General features: G+C 60.1%; 16 protein-coding genes. 2 read left to right on the top strand and 14 right to left on the bottom strand.

Annotated features, from left to right (window positions below):
- Positions 1–14: 14 nt before the first annotated feature.
- A complete protein-coding gene (locus NKJ94_RS13210) occupies positions 15–1,184 on the bottom strand; it encodes a coiled-coil domain-containing protein (RefSeq protein ID WP_352525519.1) in 1,170 nt (389 codons plus the stop codon).
- A 212-nt stretch (positions 1,185–1,396) separates the two neighbouring features.
- On the opposite strand from NKJ94_RS13210, the gene NKJ94_RS13205 reads away from it, so the two are divergent.
- On the top strand, positions 1,397–1,990 hold the full coding sequence (locus tag NKJ94_RS13205) for a glutathione S-transferase family protein (RefSeq protein ID WP_352525675.1): 594 nt from the start codon (positions 1,397–1,399) through the stop codon (positions 1,988–1,990).
- Here NKJ94_RS13205 and NKJ94_RS13200 read toward each other — a convergent pair.
- From NKJ94_RS13200 to NKJ94_RS13135, 13 genes are all read right to left on the bottom strand, one after another.
- Positions 1,987–2,838: a protein-L-isoaspartate O-methyltransferase family protein gene (locus NKJ94_RS13200; protein ID WP_352525518.1), complete on the bottom strand. Its 852-nt coding sequence runs from the start codon at positions 2,836–2,838 to the stop codon at positions 1,987–1,989. The two genes, NKJ94_RS13205 and NKJ94_RS13200, sit on opposite strands and share 4 nt — an antisense overlap.
- Before the next feature lie 523 nt (positions 2,839–3,361).
- Entirely contained in the window at positions 3,362–4,273 is a 912-nt protein-coding gene (locus NKJ94_RS13190; RefSeq protein ID WP_352525517.1) for a D-glutamate cyclase family protein, read from the bottom strand.
- 94 nt (positions 4,274–4,367) lie between these two features.
- Positions 4,368–5,183, bottom strand: a complete 816-nt coding sequence (gene sctT / locus NKJ94_RS13185; RefSeq protein WP_352525516.1) for a type III secretion system export apparatus subunit SctT — start codon at positions 5,181–5,183, stop codon at positions 4,368–4,370.
- A 9-nt stretch (positions 5,184–5,192) separates the two neighbouring features.
- Entirely contained in the window at positions 5,193–5,462 is a 270-nt protein-coding gene (locus NKJ94_RS13180; protein WP_352449127.1) for an EscS/YscS/HrcS family type III secretion system export apparatus protein, read from the bottom strand.
- An 18-nt stretch (positions 5,463–5,480) separates the two neighbouring features.
- Positions 5,481–6,134: a type III secretion system export apparatus subunit SctR gene (gene sctR / locus NKJ94_RS13175; RefSeq protein WP_352454246.1), complete on the bottom strand. Its 654-nt coding sequence runs from the start codon at positions 6,132–6,134 to the stop codon at positions 5,481–5,483.
- On the bottom strand, positions 6,127–7,239 hold the full coding sequence (sctQ, locus tag NKJ94_RS13170) for a type III secretion system cytoplasmic ring protein SctQ (RefSeq protein WP_352525514.1): 1,113 nt from the start codon (positions 7,237–7,239) through the stop codon (positions 6,127–6,129). The genes sctR and sctQ overlap by 8 nt, the downstream gene beginning before the upstream one ends.
- Positions 7,240–7,268: 29 nt before the next feature.
- Positions 7,269–7,757 carry a hypothetical protein gene (locus NKJ94_RS13165; RefSeq protein ID WP_352525513.1) on the bottom strand — a complete coding sequence of 163 codons (489 nt, stop codon included), beginning with the start codon at positions 7,755–7,757 and terminating at the stop codon, positions 7,269–7,271.
- On the bottom strand, positions 7,744–9,102 hold the full coding sequence (locus tag NKJ94_RS13160; protein ID WP_352525511.1) for a FliI/YscN family ATPase: 1,359 nt from the start codon (positions 9,100–9,102) through the stop codon (positions 7,744–7,746). The genes NKJ94_RS13165 and NKJ94_RS13160 overlap by 14 nt, the downstream gene beginning before the upstream one ends.
- A complete protein-coding gene (sctL, locus tag NKJ94_RS13155) occupies positions 9,099–9,716 on the bottom strand; it encodes a type III secretion system stator protein SctL (protein WP_352525509.1) in 618 nt (205 codons plus the stop codon). Before sctL ends, NKJ94_RS13160 begins: the two co-directional genes overlap by 4 nt.
- 5 nt (positions 9,717–9,721) lie before the next feature.
- The gene (locus NKJ94_RS13150) at positions 9,722–10,291 is read right to left on the bottom strand and encodes a SctK family type III secretion system sorting platform protein (protein ID WP_352525507.1); all 570 of its coding nucleotides are present in this window, start codon (positions 10,289–10,291) and stop codon (positions 9,722–9,724) included.
- A gap of 47 nt (positions 10,292–10,338) precedes the next feature.
- Complete coding sequence (sctJ, locus tag NKJ94_RS13145; RefSeq protein ID WP_352525673.1) at positions 10,339–11,166, bottom strand: type III secretion system inner membrane ring lipoprotein SctJ; 828 nt, start codon at positions 11,164–11,166, stop codon at positions 10,339–10,341.
- 22 nt (positions 11,167–11,188) lie between these two features.
- A complete protein-coding gene (locus NKJ94_RS13140; protein WP_352525505.1) occupies positions 11,189–11,818 on the bottom strand; it encodes a hypothetical protein in 630 nt (209 codons plus the stop codon).
- Between the two features lie 18 nt (positions 11,819–11,836).
- Positions 11,837–12,484: a type III secretion protein gene (locus tag NKJ94_RS13135; RefSeq protein WP_352525503.1), complete on the bottom strand. Its 648-nt coding sequence runs from the start codon at positions 12,482–12,484 to the stop codon at positions 11,837–11,839.
- 232 nt (positions 12,485–12,716) lie between these two features.
- On the opposite strand from NKJ94_RS13135, the gene NKJ94_RS13130 reads away from it, so the two are divergent.
- Positions 12,717–13,439, top strand: a complete 723-nt coding sequence (locus NKJ94_RS13130) for a L,D-transpeptidase (RefSeq protein WP_352525502.1) — start codon at positions 12,717–12,719, stop codon at positions 13,437–13,439.
- Positions 13,440–13,452 lie beyond the last annotated feature (13 nt).

The following is a 13,452-nucleotide window of genomic DNA, read 5'->3' as shown; positions in this document are numbered from 1 at the left end:
TCGCTCACTATTCTTCACTGGCCTAGGTCGAGCTTTTTCGGTGGTCGCGTTGGGAGCAATGCGGCGGGAAGAGCGATGGTTGACAGCAGAACAGGTTGCGGTGACTTTTGGACCTTCACTTTCTGTTTTTCCGGCAAGCCCGGTTTGCGGACTGGTTGGGAGCCCGAACGCGATAAGCTACTTGCATGTGCACTCGCGGGGGTACTTGCTTTGGGCGCGCGCTCCACAGCCGCAGTGCGACGCTTGCCCTTGACAATATCAATTGCCTCACGCGCGGCACTGAGGCTGCGGGCTAGACCGATAGCCCTTTCACGCTCTTGGTCCAGCGCCGCACTCAATTCTATCGAGTTCTGCTTTAAAGCATCGCGTTCCTTGCGAACGATGGCGAGGGCTCGTACAGCTGAATCTGCTCGTTCGCGTCCCAGTTCGAGCGCTTCTCGAGCTTGCTTTACAGCGGCCTCGGCCACCTGTCGGTCCCTTATGGCGTTGGCCTGCTCGACGGCTGCCAGATTTGCGCCTGTCTTAAGAGCATCGATCGTTTGGCGAGCCGTAGTAAGTTCTTGTTCCAAGAGCTCAACCTTGTGCCGCTCGTCATCAAGCGCTCGCTTGGCAGCAAGCTGAGAGAGTTCCATAGAGGGGTGCGCTCCAAGCGTGGCAGCCTTCTCGCTGTTCCAGAGACTGGCTTCGGCCCTGTAGCTTTCGATAACGCGCTGCGCCGTCTCCAGATCGAGCGCGAGCGCTTCGTCTGTTCGCTGCTGCTCTTTTAGGGCTTGTGCTTGCTGAGCCACCGTGTCTGCCAGTACGTGTGCCTGGGCGCTCAGGTCACGTGCGCCGCGCTGCATAACGTCTAGCTCCGCTCGTGCTGCGGCCAATTCGCGGCGCAAAGCCTCCACATGCTCGCCGAGCGGCGTTTGCGCGCCCTCCTTGAGTGCCTGTGTTTCGCTGAGCACCAGCTCTCCAGATATATAGGATCCGAGCGCGCTCGGTTGCGGCTTGCCCGGTTGTTTGTCGACCTCGGTGTGTTCCGAAACCACGACCGACGAGCTGTAGTTAGCTGCGGCAACAGCTGACGCTTCGGGCGCCAACTGACTATTTGCCGGAGATGCCGACAGCAGAACAAGGCATAACGGAACGAGGGATAGCATGGCGCTACACCCCCTGCCGCGTATCTGCAGATGATTCATCACTGAACCTCACCGACCGCGGCCCTCACCGCTATTGTATTCTCCACTTACGCGCGCGGCGCTGGATCAATGCTAGTGAAGCACCCTCGGCAACGCCAAGGCACCGAATAAGGCGTAAAGCCTGTCTCCTATTTCCTTACTTGTCATCATTCGAACGAACGGAACTTTCGTTCATTTACTCTGGGGGTTGTCTGAAACCCCGAAAGGCTGCCCTGCTCAAAACGGCTCTGTCTGGTCACTCCAGAGCCTCCAAGATACTGGAGGTCACGCTCTGGAGGAGGACGAGCCCCATCAATCGCAACGAGGATGTGTTTGCGATCAATCCGCTTGGCAAAGTGCCCGTTCTCGTTCTCAATGACGGTTATACGATCTTCGATTCGAGCGTAATCTGCGGCTATCTCGACGATCTCGAAAGCAGTCGTCGGCTCATCCCCGAAAGAGGGCGAGCAAAATGGTCCGCCTACCTCCAGGCGCTCGCCGGCGGCATGTGCGACGCAGGCATTTCCATCCGCTGGGAAAACGAGCGCCGCCCTGAACATCTGCGTTACCCTGCCTTGGGCGCAGGCATGACGATGACGCTCATCGAATTCTATAACTTTGTGGAACGCGAGGTCGAATTCGACGCGCCGCTCCATGTCGGCCACATCGCGCTCGCCACTTGTCTAAGCTGGCTGGAATTCCGGAGATTGCCCGACTTCTTGCAGGGGAGGCCACGACTGACACAATGGTATAGATCCTTCGTGGAACGCCCTTCAATGCGTGCCACACCCTACGACGGTGCACCCGAGATTGATATCGATCTCTAGGCTTTCGAAACCCAGTATGCGTCGGTAACTAACCAAGCGTTCTCGAGGCCATTTGCTGGTCGTCCTCGATGGTATTGCGCGAGACCAGTGACCTTGCCTCGCGCAGCCTTTAGAGCGGCCATCAACGCCTTTTCTTCGTCACTGCGCCTAGCCCCGCTGCAGGGGTAAAACCCGCATGGCATTCTTACAGGAAACGCACAGCCAGCCCTTTCCAGAAGCATCATGAAGCCTCGTTGGTCTTCACCTGTGAACGGCAGCGCCATCCGACCCGTGTCGGACAAATTTGAAAGCCACCGTTCCGGCACGTGCGTCACTCCGGCAAAGGCGGCCACGACATCGAGGTTTGGCAGATCGACTGCCTGCGTTGCATCACCGGATATCACTTCTACATGGGCATAATGAGCAAGATTGCTTTGCGCGCGCCGAGCGAGTTCTTCGTCGATCTCATATGCAATCACGCGGCCTTCAGAACCCGTCAGTTCAGCGAGGATGGCGGTGAAATAGCCGACACCAGCGCCCACCTGAAGGACAGTCTGACCGGGAGCCATGTTCAGATGGTCGAAAACCAATGCCCAAAGCGACGGCAAGCCGCTGTTTAATCCGCGCTGTTCGTCAAGCGAGACCAGAACGTCGTGATAAATCTCGTGAAGTGCGGCTGAAGGGCTCGTATGGACCGCCCCGATCTGCAATCTCGAATGGATACGCCATGGCCCGTCACCGAGGTATTGTTCGCGCGGAACCTTTGCGAAGGCCTCGATGACCGCAGGATTGTGCAAGACAGGTGATGAGACACGCAGGTCTTCGGCAAACCACCGGCGCGCGTCACTGGCATCGATTCTTGTTGGCATGGAATGTCGGCTCGCGGATTGTGCGTACTTGTCATGCTCTCAGAAAACCGAACGACGGCAAAGGGGCCCTATCCCCGCAAGACGATCCGCTCACAGCTCAAGGAGCCGCTCCGAAACCAAGGGTTCGCAACGAACTCGGTAGACGTGGAAGCCGTCCTGCGGTCGGTCGGCCTGGATCCGGCGCTCAGTTACAGGTTCCCGCACCAGCTCTCTGGCGAGATTAGTTCCGGAACCTTATACCGCTACCGAAGGTTGATATACCGAGCTGGGCCGGCGAATAAGCCAGAAGCCCAGCCAGAGCGGCAGATAAAAATGAATGAGCTCAATCAAGTACAGTCCGAAATCATCACCGCTGACCTACTCTTCGCGAGGGTCATGCACGACTATGACTACCAAGCTTCGAGGCGCAGTCAGGGCTCTCGGGAAAGGCCGTGGTGGGGTCCACGGTCAGAGGCCATCCCGTCCGCCCTGCTGTCGAGGTGCTTCGGAGCGTTGGACCAGGCAAGCTCTGACTTGAGCATGATCATTGCAAGCTCGCGCCAAGCTCGACATTAGGCCAAGGCAACGCCCGTGCATCCACGTCGGTGATCAGCATATGGCCCGGCGACACTGTGATCGAGATCGCGAGTTCGGCACGAGCAAGAGCGTCTTGGGCGGTCAGGCTGCTGGCCCAGAATACAGGCACCTCCCCTTCCAAGACTTCGACGGCATCGCCCCAGTCGGGAGCCATCAAATCTCGGATCCCGATCGTCGTGGGCTCGCCGACATGGATGGGCGACCCGTGCGCATGCGGAAAACGCGCGGTGAGCGCGCGAACCTTGTCGACATCGCTATACCTTATCGGGCGCATTGAGACGACCATTTCGCCACCGAACTGTCCGACTTGAGACGTCTCGATCTTGGTGCGGAACTTGGGGGCGGTTTTTCCACGGCCGATGCGCCGGAATTTCACGCCCTTTTCGACAAGTGCGGCCTCGACGGTGAGCGAACTGCCGAGCGCGAAAGCCGAAAAGTCATCTCGCCATAGGTCGATGATGTCTGTGGTCTGCCGGATCATCTCGCCGAAATAATAGATGCTGTACTGTGGCGCATCGGTGCGGATATCGATATCGCCCAGCGCTGGCAGCAATGGGCTGCCCGCACGGCTCACGCCCACCAAAGGGCAGGGTTTCGGATTGCGGACGCAAAACTGATGGAAATCGGCGGCAAAGCTGCGGGGCACAATCACGACGTTGGCCTGGAGCTTGCCGCGCGCAAGCCCTCCTGTATGCCCTTCATAGGCACCCATCCTGACGAGCCTGCGTAGCCTGTCCGCATCGACCATTCGCAAATCCTCATAGATCAATGAAGTGATCGGGCGAGCCATGGCTTCCAACGGATATGCACGTTTCAGAGACACGTCGAGAGCGCGTAAGATCATCGGCGGGTCGGTCACTTGTCAAATCATCAGAATCTTTCCTCATCGATAAATCGTATTTATTGGCAGGCGAAGGATGGCGCTTATTATTAGCTTTTGCTCATATTTGTTCTCATTGACAGCTGCGGCAGCCGATCGCTTCTATCTGTCGGCTCGCCTCGTGCAGGAAGCCAAGATCCTGGTTCATGTAGAAAAGCAGGAAAGCTGCATAGAGTACAAAGACAAGGCTGAAGACCAGCGTCTTGACGACCAGCGACAATGCAAAAACATTCAGGTGCGGAGAGGCCCGCGCCAGGAAAGCCAGCACAATGTCGGACAAGAGCATGCTGATAATGAGCGGGAAGACGAGGGTCAGCGCCATCGCCAGGATGCGATTCAGCAGACCGAGAAATATCCCCGCAGCATCCTTGCTGAATACAGGCAGAAGTTGGTCGATCGGCCACAGGCCGTAGCTCTCGTAGAGACTGGTCAGGGAAAGCTGCAGACCTCCGGCGGCCAGGTAGACCGTGACCATGATGACGGCGAGTAAGGTGCCGGTGGCACTCGTCTCATGCGTCATCATCGGGTCAATCAGCGTCCCCATCGTGGAGCCGCGCTGCAGGTCAAGGACATCGCCAGCGGCCTCCGCTGCCCAGAACGGTATACCCATCGTAAGCCCGAGCGTTACGCCGACCACCACCTCCTTGAGGATGTACACCACGATCATCGTGGTCGTGATGGGGGTGTTCGTCAGCGTACTCACGATCATCGGAAAGACCGGAACCACCAGCGCCAGCGCCACGCCGTTGCGCAGAAGACCTGATAACGGCACACGCGAAAAAAGCGGCATCAGAAGCATGAAACCGGTCATGCGAGCGAGCGCGAATGCGCCTGCCAGAAGATAGACCTGAAGCTCTTTGACGGAGGCGAAGAGTGGTTCGACCGGCATCCGCCTGCCTCAACGCGTGACGACGGGAAATTCGTCCAGCGCCGTCGAGGCCTGTTGTGCGATCTGTTGTCCAAGCAAAGGACCGAAGACGATGATGACCAGCAGGATCACGACCAGCTTGATGGTCTGCGGCAGCGACTGGTCCTGAATTTGCGTCAGCGCCTGGGCAAGGCCGACGAGGACGCCGACCGCCAGCGCCGCAATGATCGCCGGGCTGGACGCAAACAGCACCGTGAGAAGTGCGCTTTGGACCTTTGCCAGGATGAAGTCATTGCCCATGCAACCCTCCCATCCGCGTCAGCCGTAACTCAGAATGAGGCCATGCATCAGCCGCGACCAGCCATCTATGGCAACGAAAAGGAACAGTTTCAGAGGAATCGATATGAGGACCGGCGAGACCATGATCATGCCGAGCGTCATCAGGATATTGGCAACAACGATATCGATGATGAGGAAAGGAAGATAAAGCAGGAAGCCGATCTCGAAGGCACGGGTTAGCTCGGACGCGACAAAGGCCGGAACAAGGATCGAGAGATCGTCGTCCTTCAGGTTCTGCCGCGCCTGTTCCGGCCACAGGCGGCTCGTTCCATCGAGAAAGAACTGCCGCTCTTGCGGCTGGGTGAACTTCATGAGGTGTCGCTGCAATGGTTCCCTGACCAGTTGCGCCGCTCTGGCGAGGTCGTCCGTTGTCTGGAACTGAACCTGCCCTTCCTGAAGTCGGCCCGACATCTCGCTCAGCAACGGGGTCGTGACATAGACCGTGAGCACAAGCGCTATGCCGTATAGCACCAGATTGGGTGGCATCTGCTGGACGCCGAGCGCGTTGCGGATGAGAAACAGCACGACCGAGATCTTCAAGAATCCCGTCATTGTGACGACCGCCAGAGGCAGCAACCCGACAAAGCCGACGGCGATCAGAATCCCAAGCAGATTGGGCGAATTCTCAAGCATTATCGAACATGCGCACGATCCGCACGCCCAGGCTTTCGCCGATCCGCACGATCTCACCGCGGCCGACACGTTTGCCGTTGGCGATGATGTCGACAATCGCCTCGGTCACATCGGCGAGCGGAACAATAGTGCCGGGCGCAAGCTGCTTCACCTCCCCGAGAGGCATTGCCGTGCGGCCGATCTCGAAGGCAAGCGCGACCGGCAACTCGTCCAGGGTCGATTCTTCCAAAGTCTGGCCGGCTGGCGGCGACGTGTTCTGGTTCATGGTCCACTCCCAATTCGATCCGGCGATAGCCGTCGGCGCGGCAAGCAATTGCGGCCCGGCGGCCGTCAGGGCGACCGGCGCATAAAGGCGCTCGGCAATGATGAGTGCCGCCATGCGTTCTTCCGCCTCATTCCTGAAAAGCACCACGTCGTCAGGCTGGAGGCTTTTAAGCTCGCCAAGAGTTAGGTTGAGTGCGCCACGCCGAAGGCAGATTGGCAGAGGAAATTCGGCCGGGATCGGCGGTCTGGCCTTGGCGATCTCGTCGAAAAGACGGCCGATCCGTACCGCCAGGCCGGCGTCATTCGTGTTCAAGACGCAGTCAATCGTTTCCTGACTGCCGGTCAGGACAAAAGCCAACGGGGTCTCGCCCGAAATGGAAACGGCATCTGCTTGTGTGACCGAGATGAGCGCGATGCTCACGCCCAGTTTGGCCTCGACCCATTCGAGATCCTCTTCAAACGCGGATTCCAGCAGCAGTGCGGCGTGAGCGGGGGCCAGCCGCTTCATGTCGACCAGTTCGTCTGCCGTGGCGAAGCCCCGTTCGACCACAGAAAGCGGCAGGCGCAATTTGCCCATCGTGTCTCCGACGGAGAACGCAATGGTGCACCACCGCTGGTCGGCAGGGTTCGGCGCCGGCCAGACGGCGGCAATCGCCACGGCCTTGCCCGCGATCGTGATTTCCGCGGGCGCGCGCCGGCGGTAGAAGGCGTTCAATGCCCCAACGTCGACAGACGCGACAGAGTCCAGTATCAGCCGCTCGCCAACGCTTGACCGTGAGGTCTTGCGTTTTGCCGGCTTTACCTGCGCTCTCGTTTTTCCCGACGCGAAGGCTTGGGGCATCACATCCATATTCACGATCACAAACTGGGCTATCGTTCTGTGGGCAGGCGCGTTGGACCGCGCTCCTCTTCCTCGGAAAGCTCGGCAAGCGCCAGGCAACGCCGTGCGGTGCGTTTGGTCAGATGCTCCAACAGCCTGTCCAGCTTCGTCACCGCTTTCATGGTTGCACGATAATCATTGCGGGCTTCCGACAGCTCCGCTTTCCGTTGCTGCTCGACAACGCCCGCCATCTTCTCGTTTTCCCGCAACTGCGCGGTTTTTCTGGCGGCGATTTCGAACCGTGCCTGTAGCCGGTGAAGACTGGCAGCCTTTGTCGGATGCCCAACAAGCGAGCCGAACGCTGCGTCTTCGGCATCGATCGTGCGCTGGAGGTGCTCCGTGACCGCACCGGCCGCCTCCCGACCCTTCCTCGCGGCCCGGTCCACAGCAGCGTGCCTTCTGATCACCTCTTCCCTTGCGCGGTCTTCACGCCGGCGTCTGAGGTCGCGTAATCGAGCGATCATCTCACGATCTTTCACCGACGATCTCCCGCATGAGTTGGCGTGTCCTCTCGAAGCTCTCATGTGTGGCGGACGCCTGACGCAGGAAGGCGTTGATGGCATCGATCTTCGCCACCGCCTCGTCCGCCACCGGATCGCTGCCTTTTTCGTATTCACCGACGCGCAGGAGAAGCTCGATGTCGGCGTAGCGGGCAAGCAGCTCGCGCAGGTGGCTGGCGTCGGACCGATGTGCGGGCTCCACAACCGCATCCATGAGGCGGCTTCGGCTGCGCAAGACATCAATGGCCGGGAAATGGTTGCGCTGCGCAAGCTCGTTCGACAAGAAGACGTGGCCATCAAGGAGCGCCTGAACTTCCTCGGCGACAGGATCCAGCGTACCGTCGCCTTCAAGAAGAACGCTGTAGAGGCTTGTGATGGATCCAACGCGACCGGGGCCTGACCGCTCGAGCAGACGGGGCAATACCGCAAACAGCGAAGACGGAAAACCGCGACGCGTCGGCGGCTCGCCCGCGGCCAGGCCAATCTCTCGCTGCGCACGGGCAAACCGCGTTATGTTGTCCATTGCAAGCAACACATGCTTGCCCTGGTTGCGAAAATATTCGGCAATGCTGGTCGCCACATAGGCGGCCTTGACACGCTCGATGGCAGGACGGTCGGAGGTCGCAACGACGACAATGGCCCTCGCCCGCCCCTCCGGCCCGAGCTGTTGTTCGAGGAATTCGCGCACCTCACGTCCGCGCTCTCCAACAAGAGCGACCACGGCGACATCGGCATCGGTGCCGCTGACGATATCGGAAAGCAGGAGCGACTTTCCCACCCCAGGTTCGCCAAAGATGCCGACGCGCTGCCCGCGCGCGCAGGTGAGCAGCCCGTCGAGGGCGCGTATGCCGAGCTGGATCGGCTCGGAAATCAAGCTGCGCTCCAGCGGAGATGGCGGATAGGCATTGACCGGATAGCTGCCGATGATGCCGTCCGGCGAAAGCGGCTTGCCGTCCAATGGCTCGCCAAGCGCGCTGATCACTCGACCAAGAAGGCTGGGACCGACTGGCACCTGCTGGTCTTTTCCGGTCGCCACAACCTCGGTCAGGTTTGAAAGACCGGCCAAATCGCCAAGCGGAACAAGGACCGCCATTTCGTCCATGAGGCCGACGACTTCCGCCTTGGTCATCCTGCCTGTCCTGGGGTCGACGAGTTCGCATATCTCGCCAATACGGGCCTCCTCCACAGTCGCATGAATGACCGTGCCGGCGACCCGCCGTACACGCCCCTTCCTGGGCCGGCTGGTATCGTCGCGCAGGCCCGAACGCAGATTCGGAATGATGGAGGCCAGACGGCTTTCGATATCAGCGGCGGACGCGGTCATAGGACCTCCGTCTTCGACGCAATCGCGGCAGCCATGGCTTTGAGCTGCGCGTCGATGCTCGCATCGACGACGGCAAAGTCAGTCGAAACGATGCAGGCGTCGGCAACCAGCGCGTCATCCGCGTCGATCTCGACCGTCATCCCCAGATCACTCTCGCGCAAGACTGCGTCCAGCTCCTCGCGAATCCTGTCGATGGACGCGGGATGAACTCGGACTTTCAGGTATTTGGCGCGGCGAATTTCAGTCACCGCCTGTCTTGCGGCCTTGGCGACAAGCGTGCCGACGTCGAATTCTCCCAGAATTCGCCTGACGATATCGACGGCAAGGCCAACGACTTCGGATTCCAGCCCACCGAAATAGCGATCCACTTTGACCGCCGTCTCGCTGATTAACCGCGTGGCCTCCGCATCGCCTTGCGCCTTGCCGTCGTCATAGCCCTGCGCGTATTCGGCCGCATAGGCTCGCCGTGCGGCGTCGCGCAACTGCTGCGCATCACGCCTTGCTTCGTCGAGAAACGCATGCCCATCCTGCAAAGCGCGTACCTCGGCCGCCCGCAGGATTCGGGCGTAAGGACGCCTCGGGATAGCTTCCGCCGCTTTGCCCGATTCGATCATCTCGTCTAGCTCATTGCTCGGCGAACAATCGCGGGGCCGGCCTCGGCAAATGGTTCGGCTACCGGCTGGTGGATAGGCTGTTGTGGCATCAGCTTGAGACGCACCCGCGTGCTCGTATCGCTCGGCATGGTCTGACACCAGGCGCCAAGGCAACTCAGGCCGTCGGCATAGACGCGACCGGAAATGTCTTCCAGCGGCCCCAACCGCTGCATCGGGCCGGCCAGGTCGCGGTTGGCTACGGCGAAAGCGCACAGATCAGCGCCAAGCGCCGCCTGCAACGCGGCCGCTTCGCGCCCAACAATGACAGCGGCCAGACTCCCGGCCCAGTAGATCGCGCCTGAGCGAAGCGCAAGTTCCTCCAACTCTTCGCCAGACGACAAGGCGATCGCTCGATCCACCGCATCGGCCGGCTCTTCGACTGCTGGAGAGAGCCTATGCCGGTCGAGCAGAAGCTTCGACAGTCGCTCCTGCAGGCGTTGCGACCGCAGCATGCGCGCGCAGGCTGCCTCGCCGATGGCGCCGTCAAAGCACTCCGCGAGCCAAGCCGCATCCACATAGGATGCGGGGTTGGACATGAATGCCTGCCATTCCGGGCTGGCAGTTTGCTCCGAGCCGGGCTGGGTCATGTTTTCTTCACCGGCATTGCGGAAGCATCGAGCGCATAGATGCCGGGCCGTCGATACCACTGCATGTAGGCCAACCGACCAGCCAGCGCGAGTATCGCCGCCGCCATGCCGTAAAACAGCGACATCGCGGCGGCGACGCTGTCGGGATGTAGCCACAGGCCGAGGAAGCTAGTGAACCCGGCCTCGCCGGTTTCCTGCTCGGGGGCTGTCGCTGCAACCGGAATGAGGGTGACGGAAACATTGTCATAGGTCAGTCCGGCGATGCCCTTGGCCACCAGCATCTTGACCTGCGGGATGAGCTCATTCATCGGAACGGATGCGCGATGCCGGATGAACACGGAGGCGGAGGACGGTACCAGTTGCTGTCTCAGCGGATCGTTTTCGGGCAGTACGAGATGAACGCGCGCCGAAAGTACGCCGTCGATGTCCGAAATCGTCTGCGACAGCTCCTGGCTCAGGCCATAGATCATCGTTGCCCGCTCTTCCACCGGCGAGGACACAAGCCCATCCCTCTTGAACACCTCGCCGAGCGTCTGGAATTCCTGTTTGGGCAAGCCGCTCTCGTCGAGAATGGCCATAGCTTCGGCGAAGCGGCCCTTCTGTACGGAAACCGTCATCTTGCCGTCCTTGCCGACCTCGCGTTGGGCCGGGATCCCGTGACGCATGAGCGTGGCCACGATCTCGTTGGCTTGCCGCTGGTTGAGGTTGGAATACAACTCCACCGAACACGCCTGGAGCACAAGCATACCCATGACAACGAGCGCAACGCGACACCGGATGCGGCATTGATTCAATCGCGTTGAGCGCCGCAGCGAGGTTGGCATGGGCACGAACACTCCGCGGCGCTTACTGTTGTTTGATCAGCGTGCTGGTGGACGACGTGACGGCCGTCACGCTGCTCGTAACCACCTCGAGATTGGCGGCTGCCCACATCACCGAAATCGATCGTTCCAGGAGTTGCTCTGCGTTCTTGGCTGGCGAGTCTTCGCCTTCCTTGCCGGACGGGGCCGTCTTGTCGGCGCCATCCTGCGTGGCGGCCGTTTCAGCACTTGGGGAAGCGTTAGCCTGGCCAAGAGCCTTCTGGACCTGCTGCATGGTTCCTTCCAGCGACTCAACGGCAGAACCCAAAAGGGCCGATGGTTCCGTGAACACCCCACCTGCAGCCTTCTCCGTCTCGGCCATGTAGTCGAAGAGTTTGTGTTCGACGATCGGCTCGGTCTTCTCCGGTTTGGAAGTCTGTCCGCCGATTGCCGGATTGGCGCCGGGCGTCTGCGCCACCTGCTGACCAGCCGGCATCGCGACATCACTGCGCTCAGGCATATTGACCTTCGCGGCATCGTGCTTTTCTTGCTTGGCGCCCACCATTCGGTTACCGGGCTGCGCTGCCGCGCCGGCGGTGATTTGCTGTTGCGAACTTATGCTGGTGGTCAAGTTTGCAAGCGTAGCCTCTAGGGCTCCAATCGGCGCGATTTGCATGAATGTGCCCTCCAGTTCTTAGTTCGGTTTGCCGGAGGGGACAGTCTGCGCCTCCGCCTGCTTTCCCCGGAAAACGCGGACCGACACAGCTTTGCCGGCTTCCTGCTTCGTGCTCGCCGTGGCAGGAACCCCGAGCGTTTTCCTGACAAGTTCGATGTAGGATGGCGGCCCCGATACCGAGATGACATCGTCTTGCTTGGAAACCTTTATTGGAAACTTCGGGTCGCTGACGCCCAGCCGTGAAAGCCTGTCTTCGGCGCCAGCAGCCATGTTGGCATCAAGCGGGATCATTTCCGTTTGGACTTCCGCTTCGGTCGCGACGTTCATGACGATACCGTCGAAATGCCAGACCAGCCCGTATCGATTGCATATCTCTTCGAGGAACTCGCGGGCCGTTCCAACCGGCATGCCGGCGCTCAGGCGCCCCTTTACCAGCTTGCTGACACGCATGGGCACCCGCATGTTGCGGCCGAGCTCAACCAGCGCGTCTGTCACGGACTGATCGATCGTGATGTATTTGTAAGGGCCAGGGGGCCAGCGCGGTTCGGCCGCGGACGCACGCTGCGAGTCAAAGCCGAGCGCCAGGATGACGGCAAGGCCGCAGGCGACAACGGTAGCCCTGCCTCCCGACAACCGATCCGCATGGTAGATACCGCGTCCCGTCACATTGGTCCTATCGCAAGCGACCCACGAGTGATGACCCGCCTCGCTTACTTCATAGCCTGTCCGCCGATGTCATCTTATCGCGCACACTCGAAAATAGGAAGTCCAATTGGATTACATATCAACGATCTGTGCCAAATGTTGCGAACGATCCGCAACGCGATATGGTGCCGCGTTGGAATCGGTTACCACCGGGTTCGGGGTCGTCGGTTCAATGTGGAAGGGAGTGGTCTCGGTGACGGCAAACAACAGCCTGCTCGCGAACTTGGATGTGCCCGCAGGCGTTCCTAGAAGCAAGAGGTTTGTGGCAACGCGTCTTGTCGAGGGATTGAGTGCATCGGTTCTGGTTGCCGTGGCGTCGCTTGCCGCCATCGCGTCGGCGCAGGCCCAATCGAACAGCGGTTATGACCCTAGAAGCTGGACATACGATCGGGCGAGAAATGTACTGGTCTCCCCCAGCGCTTCCGGCCTGACGTCGGACGGAGAAATCGTGCCCGGGCGGTCAGTGATTCCCAGGCAGGTCGTGACATTCAACGAGGCTCAGCCGAAGGGGTCGATCGTGATCAACACCACGGAGCGGCGCCTCTATTACATCCTGGGGGGCGGCAAAGCGCTGCGATACGCGGTGGGGGTTGGCAAGGAGGGGCTGGAGTGGTCCGGTCGCGACACGATTTCGAGAAAGAAGGACTGGCCAGATTGGCGGCCGCCGGCCGAAATGCGATCCAGAGAAGCCTCAAAGGGCCGCTTCCTGCCCGCGCATATCGAGGGAGGACCGAACAATCCATTGGGCGCGCGCGCATTATATATCGGCAACACGCTTTATCGCGTCCACGGCACCAACCAGCCATGGACCGTCGGACAGGCCAACTCCTCCGGTTGCATTCGCATGACCAACGAAGATGTCATCGATCTTTACGACCGAGTGAAGATCGGCACCCAGATTATTGTACGGCATTGATGGTTCGACGCCC

Source organism: Mesorhizobium sp. M0060 (genome assembly GCF_040323155.1).
GTDB lineage: Bacteria > Pseudomonadota > Alphaproteobacteria > Rhizobiales > Rhizobiaceae > Mesorhizobium.
Note: the sequence above shows the minus strand (reverse complement) of the source record. Positions and strands in the feature narration are given on the sequence as shown.